Genomic DNA, 19,638 nt, shown 5'->3' on the forward strand with positions numbered 1-19,638 from the left:
AAATAGTGGAAGAATGGCCGAGTGATTTCGCAGTCCCCCGAGGCCATCATCGCCGCGCTCAAGGGCGAGGTGGAGGAGTGCCGGTTCTTCCCGGAGCTGGTGTGGAGCTCGGTCGCCGGTGCGCTGGGGCGTCAACCGATGCTCGGCTATCTGGTGCACCACGAGGCCAGCTTCGCCACCGGTGACCTCCAGCGTCACCTGACCGTGCTCGTGCTCACCCCGAAGCAGCTCATCATCTCCCACACCGACGAGCAGGACGCCGGGGATCCGAACCGTGCGATCACCAGCGCGGAGGTGGTCGCACTTCGTGCCATCCACTCGGCGGTGGTCACCCGCTCCGTCAGCCACCCGGAGAGGTGGCCACATGACGGTGCCCAGTTGGCCGAGGCCTGGCTCAGCATCGCCTGGGGGGCTGCGTCCCGGCTCGACATCGGCCCTGCCAGCTGCGACGACCCCCAGTGCACCGCTGACCATGGCTGGACCGGGATGGCGGTCCCCAATGACCTCACGGTGCGCATGTCGCCTGCCGGGGATGGGTGGCCGAGTGTCGAGCGGCTCGTCGCCTTCGGGGCCCTGTTGCAGGAGAACGTCGGATGAGCGGTTTCGTGCTGCCTCGCCGCGACGGCGACACCCTGGCGGAGATCCTGCCCAGTGTGACCGCGCAGCTGTGCGGACGAACCGGTCGACTCACATTGCCGGAGGCCGACCGTTACGTGGTGTTCATGGTGGACGGTCTCGGATGGTGGGCGTTGGCCGCACACGCGGCCGACAGCACCTTCCTGGCCCCGCGGTTGGCAGAGGCGATCAAACTGACCTGTGCCGTCCCGTCCACCACCGCCACATCCTTGACGACCCTGGGGTGCGGACTGCTCCCCGGGAGCCACGGCATCGTCGGCTACAGCTTCCGGGACCCCGACCGGCAGAAGATCCTCAACGCCTTGACCTGGGAGGACGGCCCGACGGATGTGGCGGGTTTCCGCTGCGCCCCCACCGTCTACGAGACCCTTCAGGGGGTCGGGTTGCTCAGCAGCTGCGTCAGCCTGGCCCGATTCGCCAGCAGTGGTCTGCAGCAGACCGCCTTCGCCGGTACCCGATTCATCGGGGTGGAGCAGGAGTCGGATCCCGCGACCATCATCCCCCTCGTCCGGGAGGCCTTGGTGGACTCCTCGGTGGTCTACCTCTACGAGCGACTCCTCGACCACGACGGCCATGCCCACGGGGTGGGCAGCTGGCAGTGGTTGGACCGCCTCGGGCACGTCGAGGACCTCGTGCAGAGCGTCGTCGACTCCCTGCCCGATGACACGGCCCTGCTGGTGACGGGGGACCACGGCATGGTCAACGTCCCGAGACATCGCCAGATCGTCATCGAGGAACATCCGGGTCTCTTGGGGGCCGACCTGGTCGGCGGGGAACCTCGGTTCAGGCAGCTCTACACCGACCGGCCGGAGGCTCTGGCCGACGCCTGGCGAGGTGAGCTGGGGGAGCGCGCGGAGGTGTGGCTGCGTGATGACGCCATCGACGCCGGCTGGTTCGGACCGGTGACGGACCGGGTGCGTCCCCGCATCGGGGACGTACTGGTGGCGATGCGGGACGACTGGGCGGTCAACACCACCGCCAGACCGAAGGAGTTCGGCCTGGTCGGCCAGCACGGCTCCCTCACCCCGGAGGAGATGTACGTTCCGCTGTTCACGTTCGGACCCCGTTGATGAGGGTCGCGATCCTCATCGACGACTTCTATCCCTCCTCCGGGGGAATCGGTCGTTCCGTGGAGACCCAGATCGAGGAACTCGCCGCGATGGGACACGAGGTGAGCCTCATCGCCCCGGATCGTCACCTGGAGAAACCCAGGAACTGCCGGATCATCGAGTGCCCGACCATCTACTTCGAAGGACTCCCGGCGCACCTGAGCATCCTGCACAGCTCCGAGCGCCGTGCCGATCTGATCACGCGCTGTGCCCGGTTCGATGTGATCCACACCCAGACCGAACGCGGCGCACTGATCCTCGGGGCGCGCCTCGCGCGCATCCAGGGCATTCCCCACCTGCACACCTTCCACGCCAATGTCGCGGGCACCCACCAGACCGTGAGGGCCGCCATCTTCGGTACCTGGCTCTACCAGGTGCTCATCAACCCGATGCTCACCAGAGCGGCCGGACGCAGCTCACCCAGGTCCAGACTGGTCCCCAGGGGACAGGAACCGGGTGGGCTTGCCGCGCGGATGGACTGGGCCTCCTTCGCCGACATCGCGGGGAAGGTGGACGGTTGGACCGTCCCGAGCCCGTTCATGCGGGAACTCGTGGAGACCGCCGCTGCCCACGAGGTGCCGGGGTTCGTCGTACCGACAGGGGTGGGGCGGGGCATGCTCGAGGCCATCGCCCATGCCCGAAGGGAACGAACCGATGACCGGATCCGCTTCCTGTCGGTGGGGCGGTTGGCCAAGGAGAAGCGGTTGGACGTGCTGGTGCGCGCCTTCCGACGTGCTGATCTCCCGGATGCCGAACTCGTGCTCGTCGGGGACGGGGATCAGCGCAACACGTTGAAGGCATTGGCTGCCGGGGCCGACAACATCGACTTCCGGGGTCACCTGCGCTCCCACGAGGCCATCGCATGGGAGCTGGTCAACGCCGATGTCCTGGCGCTGACCAGCCACCGCTTCGACTCCCAGGCCCTGGTGCTGTCGGAGGCGGTCGCGGCAGGACTGCCGATCCTCTACTGTGATGACCGGCTCACCGTCGCCACCTCGCCTGAGACCGCACTGCTGACCGCCCCGGACGTCGGTTCGGTGGCGCGCGGCCTGGCCGAGTTGACGAACCGGAGCCGTCTGACCCGGATGCGTGAGGCCACCTCAGGGTTGCAGGAACGACTCACACCACGACACACGGCGGAGAACTACGTGGCGATCTACGAGCAGTTGATGGAGGAACGACGTGCCTGAGCTGGTCTTCCACACCGGTCCGATGGACTGCGGGAAGTCGACCCTGGCGCTGCAGTTCGACCACACCCAGTCCACCCACGGCCGTCAGGGCAGGATCTTCACCTGCAATGACCGATCCGGTCAGGCCAGGATCTCCTCCAGGCTCGGACTGAGCCAGGACGCCCTGGAGGTGACCGAGGGATTCGACTTCTGGCGCTACGTCATCGCCGAACTCATCGCAGGTCAACGCATCGACTACGTGGTCTGCGACGAGGCGCAGTTCTACACCGGTGACCAGGTGGAACAACTCGCCCGGATCGTGGACGAGCTCCAGATCGACGTCTACGCCTTCGGCATCCTGGCCGACTTCAGGACTCGGCTGTTCCCGGGGTCGCAGCGCCTGGTGGAGCTCGCCGACCGGGTCGAGACCCTGCCGCTCGGTCCACTGTGCTGGTGTGGGGCCAAGGGCACCCACAACGCCCGTACCGTTGACGGCCTCATGGTCACCGAGGGTTCACAGGTGGTGGTGGGGGACACCGAACAGGGCGAGGTCCGCTACGAGGTGCTGTGTCGTTCCCACCACCGTCGGAACATGACGGCGAGCCGGGCCAAGGCGACGCTGGGGACGGATCCCCTGCCCTTCGATCAGGGCAGGTAGTACAACGGTGGGAAGGCCAGCATGTCGTCGAAGACGTTGAAGGCGACAGGGGCGAGGTCGACCTCGGGTACCTCGGCCGCCCAGGACCGGTGGCGCTCGGTCAGCCGATCGAGTCGCGAGGTCTCGGAGGCCCACCGGGTCAACCGGTACCCGAGGCTGCTGTGGAACTCGTAGTCCGTCTGGAGAGGGATCTCGAGCACCTCCGCCATCTCGGTGCGGAACCTGGTCAGCTCAGCTGTGGTGGTCTCGTCCGCGGGAGCCAATCTGATGGACAGGGCCCAGTCGAGGGGCCACACCGTCACCGGCGCCATCCGCAGCACCCCGGGACCCCGGATCCCGCTGCTGATGACTCGGTCGAGCTGGCGGCGTACCACCGTCGGGAAGTCGGGGGAGTCCTGAAGCCATGACGGCCATGCGGCACGGTCCTGCTCCACACACACGTCGAGGACGGTCATGTGGAGGCTTGACAGGGGGAGCAGACCGTAGTCCTCACCGATGCCCTCGGCACGGATGTCCTCGAGGATCCGACGACCGAGCAGGTGGAACGGGCTGTCCGGGACCACGTGGGCGGTGAAGGTGGTGCCGCGGAAGGTACGGGCGTTGCCACAGGGGTCCCACTTCTCCCAGACACCGGGGTCGTCGACCGGAACGGGCTCAGGTGCGATCACCGGGGGCTGCCGAACATGATCTCGTCCCAGCTCGGGACGCTGGCGCGGCGGGGTTTGCGTCGGGGAGGGGGATTCGAGGCCTCCCCCTCGACCAGGGCTTCCTGGATCGGTTCCGGGAGACGACGGTTGCGGATCGTCGGTTCAGGTTCAGGCTCAGGCTCAGGTTCTGGAGCCGGAGCCGACAGCGGCCCGGGATCATCCCCCGGTTGCGGCGCCTCGAGGGCGTCGTCGATGGTGTCCTCGTCCTCGAGCCCGACATAGATGCGCACGGAGTCCTCACTGACTCCGCTCAGCATGTCGTAGAGGTCGTCCAACTCGGAGGTGGCCGGCCCCTGCGCGAAGTGATCACTCGGCACGTCGTCGCCGGGAACCGCCGGGGGGGACTCGGGTTGGCTGGTGGCCCGGACCAGGGCGAACTCGTCATCGAAGTCGACGGTGTTCTCGTTGTCCGGGTTGGTGGGACCGGGCAGTTCCTCCCCGATCATCCACCGTGCATCGGGGTTGTCCGCGACGGAGAAACGGCCACGGGTGTCGAACAGGAACTCGGCGGTTCGGTCCAGCGAGTCCAGCCGACCCACGACCCGCCACCTCAGGTCAGGTTCACGCCATGCATCCCAGAGGATCTCGTCGGCATCGATGCTGCGGGCCTGGAGACGTGAGGTGAGCAGTTCACCCAGGCGACGGTGCCCTGCACCGTCGCCACGCCGACGCACCGCACACGACAGGGCCGTCAGTGCGATGTGCTCACGCTCGGCCAGGACCGGCTTGGCGAAGCCTTCCAGACGGGCCTCCTCGACCCCGGCCTCCGCGGCGACCTCGGCGAGGGTGGCCCCACTGCGAATACGGGTCTGGATCTCCCGGGGGCTCAGTGCGCTCTCCATGGCTCCACAACCTACCAGCAGACCACAGGGAACCCCCGGAACTTGCGTACTGCTGAGGATGTGATACACATACCCCGATCAAATTCGAGGCACTGCCCGAGAAGTCACACAGGAGGGACCGCGCATGGCCACCGACTACGACGCGCCGCGCAAGAGCGAAGAGGAGATGAGCGAGGACTCGCTCGAGGAGCTCAAGACGCGCCGCAACGACAAGAACTCAGGCAAGGTTGACGAGGACGAGGTCGAGGCAGCTGAATCCTTCGAACTGCCCGGGGCCGACCTCTCCCACGAGGAACTGACGGTGCGGGTGCTCCCGAGGCAGGCGAACGAGTTCACCTGCGCCTCATGCTTCCTCGTGAAGTCCATGAGCCAGCTCGCTGAGTCGAAGGGGAACCTCCAGTACTGCGTCGACTGCGTCTGAGCACTCACATGTCCATCTTGTTGCGCAGTCGGCCCGGACCCTTGTGACCCGTGGCGGACTGCCAACGGTTGTGCATGAAACGGTTCATGGTCAGCTGGGCCATGCCCACCCCGAGCCCGCTGGCCGCCGCCCAGATCACGGCGTGGGTCAAAGGGGTGTCCGGGTCGTTCGGATCCGGCGGGACATCACCTGTTGCGGCCTCCCACACCTTGGTGACGATCTTCTGCGCGATCAGGGTGGTCAGCGCTCCCACGGCACCGGCATAGATCTTCCAGGCGAGCTTCTCCTCGACGGCCATGTGTGATCCTTTCACTGTTGGGCGTCTCCATTATTCCGCTGCACCCGAGTGCGCGCTACATTGATCGGGTGCAAGAGATTCCAGTGGTCCTGGACGATCCGGACCATCTGCCACGACAGGCTCGGCCCGGTGACGCCGGGGCGGATCTGCGCGCAGCGCACCGGGTCACGCTGGCACCGGGGGAGCGCACCCTGGTCGGGACCGGTGTGAGGGTCGCCCTCCCGGAGGGCACCTTCGGCATGGTGACCCCACGTTCAGGGATGGCTGCTCGTGCCGGACTCGGCATCGTCAACAGCCCGGGCATCATCGATGCGGGGTACCGCGGGGAGATCAAGGTGTGCCTGATCAACCACGACCCGCGACAGGTCATCGACATCGCGGCCGGGGAGCGGATCGCCCAACTCGTCGTCGTGCCCTTCCTCCGGGCGGAGTTCGTGATCACGCACGCCCTCGATGCGACGGTGCGCGGTGAGGACGGTTATGGTTCAACAGGCAACGCGTGAGGCGAGGAGCAGCATGGCAGACAACAACGAGAAGTGGACGAGGATCGACGAGGAGTTCGATCGTGATCAGGGTCCCTTCGACATCGAGGAGGTCGATCTCGATGCCGACGAGGTCAAGCGGCTCGACCTCGGCGCCCTCGTCGTGACCCCGTTCGAGGGCATGACCCTGCAACTGCAGGTCGATCAGACCCGGGAACGGGTGCAGGCCTTCGTGGTCGGGGACGGGGCCTCCGCGATGGAGGTGGCGCTGTTCGCCGGTCCTCGTTCGTCGTCGATGCTCGCGGAGGTCCGGGAGGACATGACGGAGGCCGCGACGAAGGCGGGCGGTACCGTGGCCCTCCATGAGGGCCCCTTCGGCGTCGAGCTGCGCCGCAGCCAGCCCGTCCAGGACCAGGAAGGCCGCCGTGCCCTGCAGCTGTCCAGGACCTGGTTGGTCTCGGGGCCGGGGTGGATGCTGCGTGGTGTCGTGGTGGGCAAGGCGGCACTCGAGGCGGATGACGAGGACGCCGTGATCGCCCTGGAGGAGTGTTTCGCCAACCTGGTGGTCCGCCGTGGCGGCAACGCCGCCGCCCCTGGCAGCCTGATCACCTTGACGGTTCCGAACCTGGAGAAGTGATGAACGACAAACCGGTGGGGTTGTTGAACCGGCTGAAACGGGTGTTCACCAGTTCCGAGGAACTGGAGGACCAGGACCTGGCCACGAGGGCACAGAACTCCGGGGCCTGCCCACTGTCCCAGTGCACCGAGCGGTCCCGGGTGAAGGTGCGTGGCACCGTTCGGTGGGTGGCGAAACTCCCCACCGGTGGGATGGAGGCACAGCTCAGCGACGGCACCGGCAACCTCGGCCTGGTGTGGATGGGACCGCGACGGCTGGACTGCATCCAGCCCGGCAGCAGCCTGGTGGTCTCGGGACGGGTCTGCGCCGGCGACGACGGTCCGGTGATGTACAACCCCGAGTTCGAGGTCGTCGACTGAGGACTCAGTACTCCTCGACGGCCGCGAACATCGCGCTCAGTTCCGCCTCGGCCTCCTGACTGACGACGAAGAGCATCTCGTCGAGGGCCTCCAGGGCCGCGTCGCGTTCCGGGACGATCGGGACACCGTCCCGGATGATGGCGACCAGCACCACCTCCCGGGGCAGTTCGACATCCCTGATCCGGCGTCCCACGAACGGGCTGCTCTGGGGCAGGCGGATCTCGGAGAGGTTCGTGGTGGACTTGGTGAACGTGAACAACCGAACCAGTTCACCCGTCGCGACGGCCTCCTCGACCAGCGCGGACATGATCCGGGGGGTGGAGACCGCGACATCGACCCCCCAGGCCTCGTCGAACATCCACTCGTTGCCCGGATGGTTGATCCGGGCAACCGTTCGGGGCACCCCGAACTCCGTCTTCGCCAACAACGAGTGGACCAGGTTCACCTTGTCATCTCCGGAAGCGGCGATGGCGACGTCGCAGTTGTCCAGTTCGGCGTCCTCCAGGCTCTGGACCTCACAGGCATCCGCCTGGAACCACTCGGCCCCCGGCACGGAGTCCGGTTTGATGGCGTCGGGGTTCTTGTCGATGAGCAGCACCTGGTGACCGTTGCTGATGAGCTCCCGGGCGATGGAACGGCCGACGTTTCCGGCTCCTGCGATGGCGACGCGCATGAATGACTCCTCGTGATCAGTTCCGGGCCGGGGGGACGGCGAACAGCGACTCAACGGTGTCGGTGCGTTCGGTCTCACAGGCGATGAAGATGAGGTCCCCGTCCTGGAACCGGGTCTCGGAATCCGGCACGATGCCGCGGCCGGTCCGACTGACGAAGGGGATCGGGGCCTGGGCCGCCTGGGAGAGTTCCCGGATCCGCTTTCCGACCCAGCCGTGGTGGACGTGGACCTGCAACAGACGGACCGTGCCGGAGGGATCGCGCCACACGGGTTCGCTGCCCTCGGGCAACAGCCGTCGCATCACCTGTCCCACCGTCCAGCGCACCGTCGCGACCGTGGGGATGCCCAGCCTCTCGTAGACCGCGGCACGGCCCTGGTCGTAGATGCGCGCGACCACGTTGTCCACCCCGTACTGCTCCCGCACAACCCGGGCCGCGAGGATGTTGGAGTTGTCGCCGCTGGAGACCGCCGCGAACCCGTCGGCGTGACGGATGTCCGCGGCCTCCAGGACCTCCCGGTCGAAGCCCACTCCCTTCACGGTGGTGCCCCGGAAGTCGCTGCCGAGGCGTCGGAAGGCGTCGAGGGAGACATCGATGACCGCGACTGAGTGGCCACGGTTCTCCAGACCCCGTGCCAGCATCGAACCGACTCGCCCGCACCCCATGATGACGATGTGCATGACACCGACGGTATCGCACTACCACAGCGATGGGGCTACCGTAGGGCCTCGTGAACATAGTCGCGGGGCTCAAACGCGTGCTGGTGGGCAGGAGACTCTCCAACTCGCAGTTGGGGGAGACGCTGCTGCCGAAGCGTCTCGCCCTGCCGGTCTTCGCCTCCGATGCCCTGAGTTCGGTTGCCTACGCGCCGGACGAGATCCTCATCACACTGTCGTTGGCCGGCATGACCGGCTACCTGTTCTCATGGCAGGTGGGACTGGCCGTCGGTGCGGTGGTGGCCGTCGTCGTGCTGTCCTACCGGCAGACCGTGCGCGCCTACCCGGGCGGGGGAGGGGACTACGCGGTGGCATCGGCCAACCTGGGACGTCATGCCGCGCTCACGGTGGCCTCGGCGCTGCTCGTGGACTACGTGTTGACCGTGGCGGTGTCGGTCTCGGCCGGGGTGCTCAACGCCAAGGCGATGATGCCCTGGCTGAGCGGCCACGAGACGCTCGTCGCCGTCGTGGTCATCGGTTTCCTGGCACTGATGAACCTGCGGGGGATGCGAGGCCCCGGCGGGCTGTTCGCGTGGCCCACCTACATCTTCGTGTTCTCGATGCTCGTGATGTTGGCCATCGGCTTCTTCCGGATCCTGGTGCTGGGACAGCCGCTGCTGAGTGAGACCGCCCACCTGACCGTTCTCGACCCGGAGGGGGCCACGACGGCCGCGGGCTGGGTCCTGGTGGCGGTCATCGCCCGGGCCTTCTCCTCCGGTTGTGCCGCGTTGACCGGGGTCGAGGCCGTCGCGAACGGGGTCCCGGCCTTCCGGCCACCGAGGAGCCGCAATGCCGCGACGGTGCTGGCGATGCTCGGGATCATCGCCGTGGTGATGCTGGTCGGCATCGTCGTCCTCGCGAATCTGACGCGGGTGCGTCTGATCGACCCGTTGACCGGCACCCACTACCTGGCCCCGGACGGTTCCGTCAGCCACACCCCGGCCGTCACGGTGACGGGACAGTTGGCCCGGGCCGTCTTCGGTGACTGGTTCAACCCCGGGTTCTACCTCATGGTCGTCGCGACCATGGCCATCCTCTTCCTGGCGGCCAACACGGCCTTCAACGGTTTCCCGAGCCTGGCCTCGATCCTGGCCAAGGACGGTCATCTGCCCCGGCAGCTCCACACCCGTGGGGATCGGCTGGCCCACTCCAACGGCATCATCGCACTTGCCGTCGCCGCAGTCGCCTTCGTGCTGATCTTCGACGCCTCCGTGACTGCGCTGATCCAGCTCTACGTGGTGGGCGTGTTCATCTCGTTCACTCTCGGTCAGGCCGGGATGGTCAGGCACTGGACGTCGGCCCTGCGCACCGAACTGGATCGGGGGAGCCGGCGACGCATGCAGCGGGCCCGGGTCATCAACGTGGTCGGCACCACCGTCACCGCAGCGGTGCTGGTGGTGGTCCTGGTCTCGAAGTTCACCCACGGGGCCTGGGTGGCGCTGCTGGCGATGGCGGCCGTCTTCCTGGCGATGCTGCAGGTGCACCGTCACTACAACCAGGTCCGTGAGGAGCTGGCCCTCGAGACAGTGACGGACCGGATCCTGCCCAGTCGGGTCCGGGCCGTCGTGCTGGTGCAGCAGGTCAACCGGCCCACGGCGAAGGCCATCGCCTACGCCAAGGCCAGCCGCGCCACGAGTCTCACCGGGGTGACGATCGCCGTCGACGACGAGGAGACCCGTGACGTGGTGACCGCCTGGGACGAGGAGGACTTCGGGATCCCCCTCAGGGTGATCGCCTCCCCGTACCGTGAGATCACGCAGCCCTTCCTCCGGTACGTCTCAGAGCTGCGCACGGAGAATCCCCGGGACGTCGTCGCCGTCTACATCCCGGATTTCGTGGTGGGACGGTGGTGGGAACGGTTCCTGCACAACCAGACCTCACGGCTGATCCGGGACCGGCTCCATGTGATGAAGGGGGTCATGGTGATCTCTGTTCCCTACCAGTTGAGCAGCTCGCTCAGGCGACACGAGAAGCAGGGACACCGATGACGGTGCTGCGCCTGGGGAAGGTGGCCCACGGTGGGGTGGTCGTCGGGCGCATCGACGACAAGGTGGTCTTCGTCACCGGTGGCCTGCCCGGGGAGGTGGTGGAGATCGAGGTCACCGAGCGGGGCAGGCGGTTCGACCGTGGCGTGGTGACCCGGGTCGTCGAGGCCGCTCCCGGTCGGGTGGAGCCGATCTGCCCGGTGGCGGGGGAGTGCGGCGGATGCGACTGGCAGCACGCCGATGCCCGGACCCAACGGGAGCTGAAACGAGCAGTGGTCGCGGAACAGCTGGAACGTCTGGCAGGGCTGGACTGGCAGGGTGAGGTCGAGGCGGTGGAACCCCTGCTCGGGTGGCGGACCCGGATGCGTTACGCCGTCGCTGCCGGGAAGCTCGGACTGCGCGGAAGACGTTCCCACCAGGTGGTGGCGTTGCCTGAGCAGGGCTGTGCGGTCGCGGCGCCCGGACCGTCGCCGTCGATGCTGCGAGGTCGTGCCGACGAGGGTGAGCTGAGCGTGGTCGTCAGTGATGACGGGGTGAGCGTGCTCGCCGGACGACAGGTGGTCCAGGGGCCCACGGTGGTGCACCAGCGGGTCGGCGGCAGGAGGTACCGGGTCGCGGCCGGAGGGTTCTGGCAGGTCCATCCGCGAGCTGCCGAGGTCCTGCTGGAGGCGGTGCTGGCCGGGCTGATGCCCCAGCCGGGTGAGTCCGCCCTGGATCTCTACTGCGGGGTGGGTCTGTTCGCCGGTGGGCTGGATGCCGCCGGTGCCTCGGTCTTCGGTGTGGAGCTCGACGCCCGGGCCATCGCCCATGCCCGCCGCAATGTCCCCGGTGCCCGGTTCCTGGCCTCGTCGCTGGCCCGGGCCCTGCCCCGGTTGCCCGAACGGGTGGATCTGGTGGTCCTCGACCCACCACGCCGAGGGGCCGGGGCCGAGGTGGTGCGTCACGTGGCGGGGCTCATGCCCCGTGCGATCGCCCATGTCGCCTGCGATCCGGCGAGTCTCGGACGCGACCTGGGCCTGTTCCGTCAGGCCGGTTACGAGCCGGTCGACATCCGTGCCCTCGACCTGTTCCCGATGACCCACCACGTCGAGTGCGTGGCCATCCTGCAGCGGCCCTAGACTGACCGTGGACCCAGTGGCAGGGTCCGTGCCCGCTTGGGAACAGGCGAGCGATGATGTTATCTTGATGTCAAGATAACTGGCGGGAAGCGAACGAAGGAGAACGATGAGCGTCAACAGCTTCAAGGCCAAGTCCTCTCTCGAGGTGGGTGGCACCACCTACGAGATCTTCCGCATCGATGCGGTCGAGGGTCACGAGAAGCTGCCCTACAGCCTCAAGGTGTTGCTGGAGAACCTGCTCCGCACTGAGGACGGGGCCAACATCACCGCGGAGGACATCCGGGCACTGGGTAACTGGGATGCCACGGCCGAGCCGAACCACGAGATCCAGTTCACCCCGGCCCGGGTCATCATGCAGGACTTCACGGGGGTTCCCTGCGTGGTGGATCTCGCCACCATGCGCGAGGCGGTGATCGCCCTCGGCGGTGATCCCGCCAAGGTCAACCCGCTCTCCCCGGCGGAGATGGTGATCGACCACTCCGTGATCGCCGAGGTCTTCGGCATCGCCAACGCCTTCGAGCGCAACACCGAGATCGAGTACCAGCGCAACCGCGAGCGCTACCAGTTCCTGCGCTGGGGGCAGACGGCCTTCGACGACTTCAAGGTGGTCCCACCCGGCACCGGCATCGTCCACCAGGTCAACATCGAACACCTGGCCCGGGTGATCTTCCCGCGCGTCGTCGACGGCGTGCTCCAGGCCTACCCGGACACCTGTGTGGGCACCGACTCCCACACCACCATGGTCAACGGGCTGGGCGTCGTCGGCTGGGGAGTGGGCGGCATCGAGGCGGAGGCCGCGATGCTCGGCCAGCCGGTCTCCATGCTCATCCCGCGCGTCGTCGGCTTCAAGCTGACCGGGAAGCTCAACGAGGGCACCACCGCGACCGACCTCGTCCTCACGATCACCGAGATGCTCCGTGAGCACAAGGTGGTCGGCAAGTTCGTCGAGTTCTACGGCGAGGGGGTCTCCCAGGTGCCGCTCGCGAACCGCGCCACGATCGGCAACATGAGCCCCGAGTACGGCTCCACCATCGCCATCTTCCCCATCGACGACAAGACCACCGACTACCTGCGCCTGACCGGGCGCGACGAGCAGCAGATCGCGCTGGTCGAGGCCTACGCCAAGGCCCAGGGACTGTGGCACGAGGATGACCGGGAACCGGTCTACTCGGAGTACATCGAGCTGGATCTCGGCACCGTCGTACCCTCGATCGCCGGTCCGAAGCGCCCTCAGGACCGGATCCTGCTGAGCGACTCCAGGCCCAGCTTCGCGGCTGCGGTGCCGACCTACACCGATGACGTCGAGGCCTCGGTCCCGGTGAGACTGGCCGACGGCAGCAGCTTCGAGCTCAAGAACGGTGCGGTGACTGTGGCCTCGATCACCTCCTGCACCAACACCTCCAACCCGAGCGTCATGCTGGGGGCGGCACTCGTGGCGAAGAAGGCGGTGGAGAAGGGACTGACCCGCAAGCCCTGGGTCAAGACCTCGCTGGCCCCGGGCTCCCAGGTGGTCACCGACTACTACGACAAGGCCGGACTCACCCAGTACCTCGACGCCATCGGGTTCAACCTCGTCGGCTACGGCTGCGTCACCTGCATCGGTAACACCGGGCCCCTGATCCCCGAGGTCTCCAAGGCCGTCAACGAGCACAACCTGGCCGTCACGGCCGTGTTGTCCGGCAACCGCAACTTCGAGGGTCGCATCAGCCCGGATGTGAAGATGAACTACCTGGCCAGTCCGATGCTGGTCATCATCTACGCGCTCGCGGGCACGATGGACATCGACCTGTTCAACGACCCGATCGGGCAGGATGTCGACGGCAACGACGTCTTCATGCGTGACCTGTGGCCGACCCAGGCCGAGATCGACGAGGTGATCGGTTCGTCGATCTCCCAGGAGATGTTCTCCTCCCGCTACGCCGATGTCTTCCGCGGCGATGAGCGGTGGCGGTCGCTGCCGACCCCCGATGGTGCGCTCTTCGAGTGGGATGAGGACTCCACCTACGTGCGCAAGGCCCCGTACTTCGACGGCATGCCGGTGGAGCCGAACCCCGTGGGTGACATCCACGGCGCCCGGGTGCTGCTCAAGCTGGGTGATTCGGTGACCACCGACCACATCTCCCCGGCCGGGAACATCAAGGCCGACTCCCCGGCCGGCCTCTACCTGGCCGAGCACGGGGTGGCCAGGCAGGACTTCAACTCCTATGGGTCACGTCGCGGCAACCACGAGGTCATGATCCGGGGCACCTTCGCCAACATCCGGCTCCGCAACCAGGTGGTCCCCGGGACCGAGGGAGGCTTCACCCGTGACTTCACCGTCGCCGACGCCCCCGTGACCACGGTCTACGACGCTGCCCAGAACTACGCGGCCGAGGACATCCCGCTGGTGGTGCTGGCGGGCAAGGAGTACGGCTCCGGGTCGTCGCGTGACTGGGCCGCCAAGGGCACCGCACTGCTGGGTGTGAAGGTCGTCATCGCCGAGAGCTACGAGCGCATCCACCGCTCCAACCTCATCGGCATGGGGGTCCTGCCGCTGCAGTTCCCGGAAGGCGCCTCGGCCGATTCACTCGGGCTGGACGGTGAGGAGACCTTCGAGGTGACCGGCATCACCGAGCTGAACAACGGGGTGACCCCCAGGACGGTCCACGTCAAGGCCGTCAAGGCCGACGGCGCGGTCGTCGAGTTCGACGCCATCGTGCGCATCGACACACCGGGGGAGCGCAGCTACTACCTCAACGGCGGCATCATGCCCTACGTGCTGAGGAACCTCGCGAAGGCCTGAGTCGGCGCATCGTCAGGAATCCGGGCCCCCTTCCCGAACAGTCGTGAAACGACAGGGTGGGGTGGCCTGGATTCCTGTGTCCTGTCGGGCGGTCACCCTGTGGTCTGTGACCGGAGGTGTTGGCTTGACGTTGTCGACGGCGCATGCGCGACTGGCGGCGACCTTCGTCGACGACTGGCCGCAACTCCACGTCATGCTGACGCGGACAGGACCGTGACCGGTCCTCCTCAGCGATGTGATCCCTAGGCCTGTTCAGCCATTCCACGCAGGCGGGCGAGGCCGCGCAGCACCTCGGACCGGTTCTTCGCCAGGAGCATCCAGCGTGGCAGACGGTGTCCCAGTTCCTGGACCGCTCCCGGGGCCTTGCGGGGGCGGTGCAGGGCGCCGATCCAGTTCTCCAGGTAGGTGACGTGGGCGAGGTTCGCGGCCCACAGGGTTTCTCCCACGCAAGGGGTGCGCAGGTGGAAGGGCAGCCCGGTCAGCTGGTCGTGATCGGCAGGAATCGACCCGGTCAGGGGGTACCCGGAGGTCTTGACGTACATGGGGGTGCCGCAGAGACACGTGGGGGAGATCGGTGTGTGATCACGGTGCAGTGGGCGGATCTCCGAGGTGATCCTGCCGCAGTACTGGCAGTGGAACTCGATCCTGGTGTCTGCGGCCGGGACACCGGGCCCGGGGCAGCGACGCCCCGGCCCCTGGCAGCGGCATCGAGGGCCCGCCTCCCAGGTCCAGGCACAGTGCAGGCACCGGACGATCCCGGCCCGCACGTGGATCGCTGCCCCACAGCGGGGGCAGGTGATGAGCACGTCGTCATGGGGTACGGCGAGCAGACGGGACACGCAGTGATTCTACGATCACCCCGAAAAGACTGGCAGGACACCATCGACCGTGCGTCCGGTGAACTCCTCCCAGTCCATGTTGCCGAGTGTGAGGTTGTTCTCCACCGACCACAGCTCTGCTGCCGGGCAACGGAAGGTGGGTGGCTGATCGTCAGGGTGCAGTGAGACGACCAGGACCGGGTGTTCCGGCTCGATCTGTGCCCGGTGATCTGCGATGAACAGCACGGGATGACCGTGGGGTGTGCCCTGCTGGCGGAGCAGTTGCCAGGGCGCCTCACGGAGATCGGGGTGGTCGAGCACCTCGAGGTCCGCGACGAAGCCCTCCTCGGTGGGGATGAGGCACGCGGCCCGGGTGTCCTCCCAGGCTGCCGTGTCGTTGAACCAGGTGCGGACCAGCAAGGGTGCATCGCTGTGTGGCAACGGTGGGGACCAGGTGTGGTTCATGCAGGAAGTGTAGGAAGCAGAGGGTCCAGAGGGGCATCACCGGGTATCGACACACCCTGTCGAAAAGGCTCTACACTGATCGACATGTCCCTGCTTGAGAAGATCCGTGACCCCCGCGCGCTGCGGTCCCTCTCGAGACAGCAACTGGACGAACTGGCCGAGGAGATCAGGGGTTTCCTCATCAACCGGGTGAGCCGCACCGGCGGCCACCTCGGCCCCAACCTCGGGGTGGTGGAACTCACCCTCGGCATCCATCGGGTGTTCAACTCGCCGCGTGACCCCATCATCTTCGACACCGGGCACCAGGCCTACGTCCACAAGATGCTCACCGGACGTGCCGAGGGCTTCGAGGCTCTTCGCCAGCAGGGCGGGCTGTCGGGCTATCCGGACCGTGGCGAGTCCGAGCACGACTGGGTGGAGAACTCCCATGCCTCGACTGCCCTGTCGTGGGCCGAGGGGCTGGCCAAGGGGTTCCGGCTGCGCGGCGAGGACCGCACTGTCGTCGTCGTGGTCGGTGACGGTGCGCTGACCGGCGGCATGGCCTGGGAGGCCCTCAACAACATCGCGGCCCAGCCGGAGCTGAGGATCGTCATCGTCGTCAATGACAACGGGCGTTCCTACACCCCGACGGTGGGTGGCCTGGCCAACCATCTGGCGGGGCTGCGCACCGACCAGCGTTACGAGCAGACCCTCAGCTTCATCAAACGCCGACTGCAGCGTCTTCCGGTCCTGGGGCGCCCGCTCTACGATCTGCTGCACGGTTTCAAGACCGGGGTCAAGGACGTGCTGGCCCCACAGGGGATGTTCTCCGACCTCGGGCTGAAGTACACCGGCCCCATCGACGGCCACGACATCCGCGCCGTCATCGGACACCTGGAGCAGGCCCGGCAGTTCGAAGGGCCGGTGCTCGTCCATGCGATCACCCGCAAGGGCAAGGGGTTCAAGGCGGCCGAGGAGCACGAGGAGGACCAGTTCCACGCGGTGGGGCGCATCGATGAGATCACCGGCCAGCCCCTCAGCGACGCCATCCAGGCCACCTGGACCGATGCCTTCGGTGAGGCGATGGTGCGGATCGGGGAGCGTCGCCCGGACGTGGTGGCGATCACCGCCGCGATGCTGCACCCCGTCGGGCTGGCCCGGTTCGCGGCCGCCTACCCGGAACGCGTCTTCGACGTCGGCATCGCCGAGCAGCACGCCGTGGTCTCCGCCGCAGGGCTGGCCCGGGCCGGACTGCATCCCGTCGTCGCGGTCTACGCCACCTTCCTCAACCGCGCCTTCGACCAGGTGCTCATGGACGTGGCTCTCCATGGCGAGGGGGTGACCTTCGCCCTCGACCGGGCGGGGATCACCGGGACGGATGGCCCCAGCCACAACGGGATGTGGGACCTGTCGATGCTCGGCATGGTGCCGGGCATCGAGATCGCCGCCCCGCGGGACCAGGAACGGCTGGTCGCTGCACTCGAACGCGCGGTGACCGTTGATGATGCGCCAACCGTGCTGCGCTACTCCAAGGAGAAGCTCCCGGATGAGATCCCGGCGCTGCGGAGCCTCGGCGAGGGACGCGACCAGGTGGATCTGCTGCGCATTGAGCCTGGCGCCCGGGTGCTGCTGGTGGGACACGGCCAGTTCGCGGGCATGGCGCTGGAGGTGGCCTCCCGACTGGCCGCCGAGGGCGTGGTCTGTGATGTCGCGGATCCCCTGTGGTGCATCCCCATCGCCGAGCCACTGGTCGAGCTGGCGGCCGCCCATGACCTGGTGGTCACGATGGAGGACGGTCTGCTCATCGGTGGACTGGGCGAGCGGCTGCGGGGTCTGTTGGCCAGGCGGGCCCCGAGCACCCGGATGCTCACCTTCGGCATCGAGCAGCGCTTCCTGGCCCACGGTTCCCGGGACGAGGTGTTGGAGGACCTGGGGCTGACGGTCAAGGACATCGCCCGCAGGGTTCTCGAGGCCGCGGTGGTGATCCCGACCGAGACCGCGGATCAGCTGCTCTGAAGCAGGGGCTCCAGCACGGGGGTGAGCAGGTCGACCTGCCAGGGCCTCGCCCCCAGCGCCGTCAACCCGGGGCCGACGGGGGTGCCGTCCCAGGAGTGGACGAAGGTCTGGAGCACGGCCGGGGGAGCGAGCAGGCTCGGCTGGATTCCCAGGGACCCGGCCAGTTCGTCGACGGCGGCGCGGATCGGTTTCCACCGCCGCCAGGCCTCCGGGAAGCTCCGCTCCCAGGAGCGCGGGTGGCCCACACCGTCGCGTTGCGGGCGTTGGGTTGGAAGATCGGCATCGGACAACCGCTCCACGTGTGCCAGGGCGCTGAGCCAGTTCGTCCGGTACCGTGTGGCCCCACGATGCTGGAACCCCGGGATGGAGAGCATCATGGAGGCGTCGGGAAGGGGTGCATCGCGGTCCACCCGGGAGGCGAGGTCGATGATGGCCTGGTCACTGAGGATCCTGCCAGGAGGACGGTCCCGATCCCGTGCGATGGCGTCGCGGGCCTCCCACAGGGCTCGGGCGACAGCGAGCTGTCGGGGACGTCTGAGCACCTGGATCCCGGACAGGCGACGCCACGGTTCACTGCGAGGGGTGGGGACGACGGTGAGCAGGTGCGCGAACTCCTGCTCGGCCCAGGTCATCCGTCCCGCCCTGACCAGTTCCTCACGGAGCACGGCGGTCAGTTCGACCAGGTGTTCGACGTCGAGTGCGGCGTAGCGCAGCCAGGAGTCCGGCAGAGGACGTCTGGACCAGTCGGCACTCGAATGCGCCTTGCGGAGCCGGACCCCGAGTTTTGCCTCCAGCAGGGCCGCCAGCGAGACGTGGGGTTCACCGAGCAGTCTCGCCGCCAACTCCGTGTCGAAGAGCAAGGGCGGCTGGATCCCGACCTCGGTCATGCAGGGCAGATCCTGGGGGGCGGCATGGATGAGCCACTCCGCGCTCCCCGTCGCCTCGACCAAAGGGCTGAGGTCGGCACGCTGCGTGACCTCCAGGGCGACGGGATCGATGAGCCAGGTGCCGGAGCCCTCCCGACGGAGCTGGAAGAGATAGGCCTTCGGCCAGTAGCGGTGGCCGTGGGCCCGTTCGGCGTCGAAGGCGACGGGACCGTGCCCGTCACGGAGGCTGGCCAGGCAGTGACGCAGGGCGGCCTCCGAGGCCACGACTGGCCGCAGGGGCTCCCGCAGGGATTCGGTGAAATCGGTCATGACCGGCCGGGGAACTGGACGACGCCGTTGGGCAGGGGTGGGCGTCCGGAGATCTGGAAGAGAAGGTCCTGCCAGGCGCGCAGGTGGGGGACGAAACCGTACCTGGCATCCAGGACGGGGGTCCAGGAGGCACGGATCTCCACCTCGGCCTGGCGATTGCTGAGCTGGCCGAAACCCTGCCCGAAGGAGGCGGTGACGGTGCCCGCCAGACTGTGGTGGCGTGCACCTTGGCCCTCGAGCGCATCGGTGAGCCACGACCAGGCGGCATCCGGCAGCAGGGGATCGGTGACGAACTCCTGCTCGACATCGGCGTGGACGTAGGTCACCACGCGGAAGTCGCCCTCCCACGCCTCGTTCCCGAGTGGGTCGTGCAGCAGGATCAGGCGTCCGGTGCCCAGGGTCTCGGGCCCTTCGGTCAGGTCACCGGAGATCGCCACCCCATGTGGGGCGATCCGCTGCGGAGAGCCGATCTCCGCCACGCCCAGGCCTGCGCGCCAGCTCATCGTGGACAACTCCGCGAGGGCGCGATGAAACTCGGGAGCGGCCTGGGTGGTTGGGGAACTCACGAAGCTG

Annotated in this window: 21 protein-coding genes; 12 read left to right on the forward strand and 9 right to left on the reverse strand. The window is 67.6% G+C overall.

The features are described from left to right. Positions 1 to 21: 21 nt before the first annotated feature. The 4 genes from EII34_RS01025 to EII34_RS01040 are packed head-to-tail and all read left to right on the forward strand — an operon-like array spanning position 22 to position 3,572. On the forward strand, positions 22 to 597 hold the full coding sequence (locus tag EII34_RS01025) for a DUF5998 family protein (protein ID WP_124841863.1): 576 nt from the start codon (positions 22 to 24) through the stop codon (positions 595 to 597). Continuing rightward, on the forward strand, positions 594 to 1,706 hold the full coding sequence (locus EII34_RS01030; RefSeq protein ID WP_124841865.1) for an alkaline phosphatase family protein: 1,113 nt from the start codon (positions 594 to 596) through the stop codon (positions 1,704 to 1,706). Before EII34_RS01025 ends, EII34_RS01030 begins: the two co-directional genes overlap by 4 nt. Beyond that, positions 1,706 to 2,935: a glycosyltransferase gene (locus EII34_RS01035; RefSeq protein ID WP_124841867.1), complete on the forward strand. Its 1,230-nt coding sequence runs from the start codon at positions 1,706 to 1,708 to the stop codon at positions 2,933 to 2,935. The genes EII34_RS01030 and EII34_RS01035 overlap by 1 nt, the downstream gene beginning before the upstream one ends. Beyond that, positions 2,928 to 3,572: a thymidine kinase gene (locus tag EII34_RS01040; RefSeq protein ID WP_124841869.1), complete on the forward strand. Its 645-nt coding sequence runs from the start codon at positions 2,928 to 2,930 to the stop codon at positions 3,570 to 3,572. The genes EII34_RS01035 and EII34_RS01040 overlap by 8 nt, the downstream gene beginning before the upstream one ends. On the opposite strand, the gene EII34_RS01045 is transcribed toward EII34_RS01040, so the two are convergent. Beyond that, positions 3,560 to 4,240 carry a DUF1868 domain-containing protein gene (locus tag EII34_RS01045; RefSeq protein ID WP_185711107.1) on the reverse strand — a complete coding sequence of 227 codons (681 nt, stop codon included), beginning with the start codon at positions 4,238 to 4,240 and terminating at the stop codon, positions 3,560 to 3,562. The genes EII34_RS01040 and EII34_RS01045 overlap by 13 nt on opposite strands. Continuing rightward, positions 4,237 to 5,121 (reverse strand): septation protein SepH, encoded by an 885-nt coding sequence (gene sepH, locus EII34_RS01050; protein WP_124841873.1) that lies wholly within the window; start codon positions 5,119 to 5,121, stop codon positions 4,237 to 4,239. The genes EII34_RS01045 and sepH overlap by 4 nt, the downstream gene beginning before the upstream one ends. Positions 5,122 to 5,245: 124 nt before the next feature. On the opposite strand from sepH, the gene EII34_RS01055 reads away from it, so the two are divergent. Beyond that, the gene (locus EII34_RS01055; protein WP_124841875.1) at positions 5,246 to 5,542 is read left to right on the forward strand and encodes a DUF4193 domain-containing protein; all 297 of its coding nucleotides are present in this window, start codon (positions 5,246 to 5,248) and stop codon (positions 5,540 to 5,542) included. A 4-nt stretch (positions 5,543 to 5,546) separates the two neighbouring features. Here EII34_RS01055 and EII34_RS01060 read toward each other — a convergent pair whose 3' ends face one another. After that, positions 5,547 to 5,840, reverse strand: coding sequence for a DUF4235 domain-containing protein (locus tag EII34_RS01060; protein ID WP_124841877.1), 294 nt, complete (start codon positions 5,838 to 5,840; stop codon positions 5,547 to 5,549). Between the two features lie 68 nt (positions 5,841 to 5,908). Between EII34_RS01060 and dut the strand changes: the two genes are divergently transcribed. From dut to EII34_RS01075, 3 genes are read left to right on the forward strand one after another with little or no spacing between them, the layout of a single operon-like run. Beyond that, positions 5,909 to 6,343, forward strand: a complete 435-nt coding sequence (gene dut / locus EII34_RS01065; RefSeq protein ID WP_260425003.1) for a dUTP diphosphatase — start codon at positions 5,909 to 5,911, stop codon at positions 6,341 to 6,343. Between the two features lie 13 nt (positions 6,344 to 6,356). Beyond that, the gene (locus EII34_RS01070; protein ID WP_185711108.1) at positions 6,357 to 6,959 is read left to right on the forward strand and encodes a DUF3710 domain-containing protein; all 603 of its coding nucleotides are present in this window, start codon (positions 6,357 to 6,359) and stop codon (positions 6,957 to 6,959) included. Further along, positions 6,959 to 7,318 (forward strand): OB-fold nucleic acid binding domain-containing protein, encoded by a 360-nt coding sequence (locus tag EII34_RS01075; RefSeq protein WP_124841881.1) that lies wholly within the window; start codon positions 6,959 to 6,961, stop codon positions 7,316 to 7,318. The genes EII34_RS01070 and EII34_RS01075 overlap by 1 nt, the downstream gene beginning before the upstream one ends. Positions 7,319 to 7,322: 4 nt before the next feature. Here the strand turns inward: EII34_RS01075 and EII34_RS01080 are convergent, their stop codons facing one another. Together EII34_RS01080 and EII34_RS01085 are read right to left on the reverse strand one after the other, a co-directional pair. Then, on the reverse strand, positions 7,323 to 7,991 hold the full coding sequence (locus EII34_RS01080; RefSeq protein ID WP_124841883.1) for a potassium channel family protein: 669 nt from the start codon (positions 7,989 to 7,991) through the stop codon (positions 7,323 to 7,325). Positions 7,992 to 8,007: 16 nt separating this feature from the next. Continuing rightward, positions 8,008 to 8,670: a potassium channel family protein gene (locus EII34_RS01085; protein WP_124841885.1), complete on the reverse strand. Its 663-nt coding sequence runs from the start codon at positions 8,668 to 8,670 to the stop codon at positions 8,008 to 8,010. A gap of 50 nt (positions 8,671 to 8,720) precedes the next feature. Between EII34_RS01085 and EII34_RS01090 the strand changes: the two genes are divergently transcribed. From EII34_RS01090 to acnA, 3 genes are all read left to right on the forward strand, one after another. Then, complete coding sequence (locus EII34_RS01090; RefSeq protein WP_124841887.1) at positions 8,721 to 10,694, forward strand: APC family permease; 1,974 nt, start codon at positions 8,721 to 8,723, stop codon at positions 10,692 to 10,694. After that, entirely contained in the window at positions 10,691 to 11,809 is a 1,119-nt protein-coding gene (locus tag EII34_RS01095) for a class I SAM-dependent RNA methyltransferase (RefSeq protein ID WP_124841889.1), read from the forward strand. The genes EII34_RS01090 and EII34_RS01095 overlap by 4 nt, the downstream gene beginning before the upstream one ends. A gap of 106 nt (positions 11,810 to 11,915) precedes the next feature. Continuing rightward, the gene (acnA, locus tag EII34_RS01100) at positions 11,916 to 14,591 is read left to right on the forward strand and encodes an aconitate hydratase AcnA (protein ID WP_124841891.1); all 2,676 of its coding nucleotides are present in this window, start codon (positions 11,916 to 11,918) and stop codon (positions 14,589 to 14,591) included. A gap of 242 nt (positions 14,592 to 14,833) precedes the next feature. Here acnA and EII34_RS01105 read toward each other — a convergent pair whose 3' ends face one another. After that, the gene (locus EII34_RS01105; protein ID WP_124841893.1) at positions 14,834 to 15,430 is read right to left on the reverse strand and encodes a hypothetical protein; all 597 of its coding nucleotides are present in this window, start codon (positions 15,428 to 15,430) and stop codon (positions 14,834 to 14,836) included. A 15-nt stretch (positions 15,431 to 15,445) separates the two neighbouring features. Then, on the reverse strand, positions 15,446 to 15,874 hold the full coding sequence (locus EII34_RS01110; RefSeq protein ID WP_124841895.1) for a DUF6924 domain-containing protein: 429 nt from the start codon (positions 15,872 to 15,874) through the stop codon (positions 15,446 to 15,448). A gap of 84 nt (positions 15,875 to 15,958) precedes the next feature. Here EII34_RS01110 and dxs point away from each other — a divergent pair, with 84 nt between their 5' ends. After that, positions 15,959 to 17,869, forward strand: a complete 1,911-nt coding sequence (gene dxs, locus EII34_RS01115) for a 1-deoxy-D-xylulose-5-phosphate synthase (protein WP_185711109.1) — start codon at positions 15,959 to 15,961, stop codon at positions 17,867 to 17,869. On the opposite strand, the gene EII34_RS01120 is transcribed toward dxs, so the two are convergent. Both EII34_RS01120 and EII34_RS01125 read right to left on the reverse strand, forming a co-directional pair. Further along, positions 17,857 to 19,065 carry a ribonuclease D gene (locus EII34_RS01120; RefSeq protein WP_124841897.1) on the reverse strand — a complete coding sequence of 403 codons (1,209 nt, stop codon included), beginning with the start codon at positions 19,063 to 19,065 and terminating at the stop codon, positions 17,857 to 17,859. The genes dxs and EII34_RS01120 overlap by 13 nt on opposite strands. After that, complete coding sequence (locus EII34_RS01125) at positions 19,062 to 19,631, reverse strand: DUF3000 domain-containing protein (RefSeq protein ID WP_260425004.1); 570 nt, start codon at positions 19,629 to 19,631, stop codon at positions 19,062 to 19,064. Before EII34_RS01125 ends, EII34_RS01120 begins: the two co-directional genes overlap by 4 nt. Positions 19,632 to 19,638: the final 7 nt, after the last annotated feature.

The sequence above is a fragment of the Arachnia propionica genome (assembly GCF_003859805.1).
Lineage (GTDB): Bacteria > Actinomycetota > Actinomycetes > Propionibacteriales > Propionibacteriaceae > Arachnia > Arachnia propionica_C.

Coding starts and splice junctions, on each gene's coding strand:
- EII34_RS01035 (WP_124841867.1), top strand. CDS start 1,706: ATGAGGGTCGCGATCCTCATCGACGACTTCTATCCCTCCTCCGGGGGA.
- EII34_RS01095 (WP_124841889.1), top strand. CDS start 10,691: ATGACGGTGCTGCGCCTGGGGAAGGTGGCCCACGGTGGGGTGGTCGTC.
- acnA (WP_124841891.1), top strand. CDS start 11,916: ATGAGCGTCAACAGCTTCAAGGCCAAGTCCTCTCTCGAGGTGGGTGGC.
- EII34_RS01085 (WP_124841885.1), bottom strand. CDS start 8,670: ATGCACATCGTCATCATGGGGTGCGGGCGAGTCGGTTCGATGCTGGCA.
- EII34_RS01080 (WP_124841883.1), bottom strand. CDS start 7,991: ATGCGCGTCGCCATCGCAGGAGCCGGAAACGTCGGCCGTTCCATCGCC.
- EII34_RS01110 (WP_124841895.1), bottom strand. CDS start 15,874: ATGAACCACACCTGGTCCCCACCGTTGCCACACAGCGATGCACCCTTG.
- sepH (WP_124841873.1), bottom strand. CDS start 5,121: ATGGAGAGCGCACTGAGCCCCCGGGAGATCCAGACCCGTATTCGCAGT.
- EII34_RS01070 (WP_185711108.1), top strand. CDS start 6,357: ATGGCAGACAACAACGAGAAGTGGACGAGGATCGACGAGGAGTTCGAT.
- dxs (WP_185711109.1), top strand. CDS start 15,959: ATGTCCCTGCTTGAGAAGATCCGTGACCCCCGCGCGCTGCGGTCCCTC.
- EII34_RS01030 (WP_124841865.1), top strand. CDS start 594: ATGAGCGGTTTCGTGCTGCCTCGCCGCGACGGCGACACCCTGGCGGAG.
- EII34_RS01060 (WP_124841877.1), bottom strand. CDS start 5,840: ATGGCCGTCGAGGAGAAGCTCGCCTGGAAGATCTATGCCGGTGCCGTG.
- EII34_RS01055 (WP_124841875.1), top strand. CDS start 5,246: ATGGCCACCGACTACGACGCGCCGCGCAAGAGCGAAGAGGAGATGAGC.
- EII34_RS01120 (WP_124841897.1), bottom strand. CDS start 19,065: ATGACCGATTTCACCGAATCCCTGCGGGAGCCCCTGCGGCCAGTCGTG.
- EII34_RS01075 (WP_124841881.1), top strand. CDS start 6,959: ATGAACGACAAACCGGTGGGGTTGTTGAACCGGCTGAAACGGGTGTTC.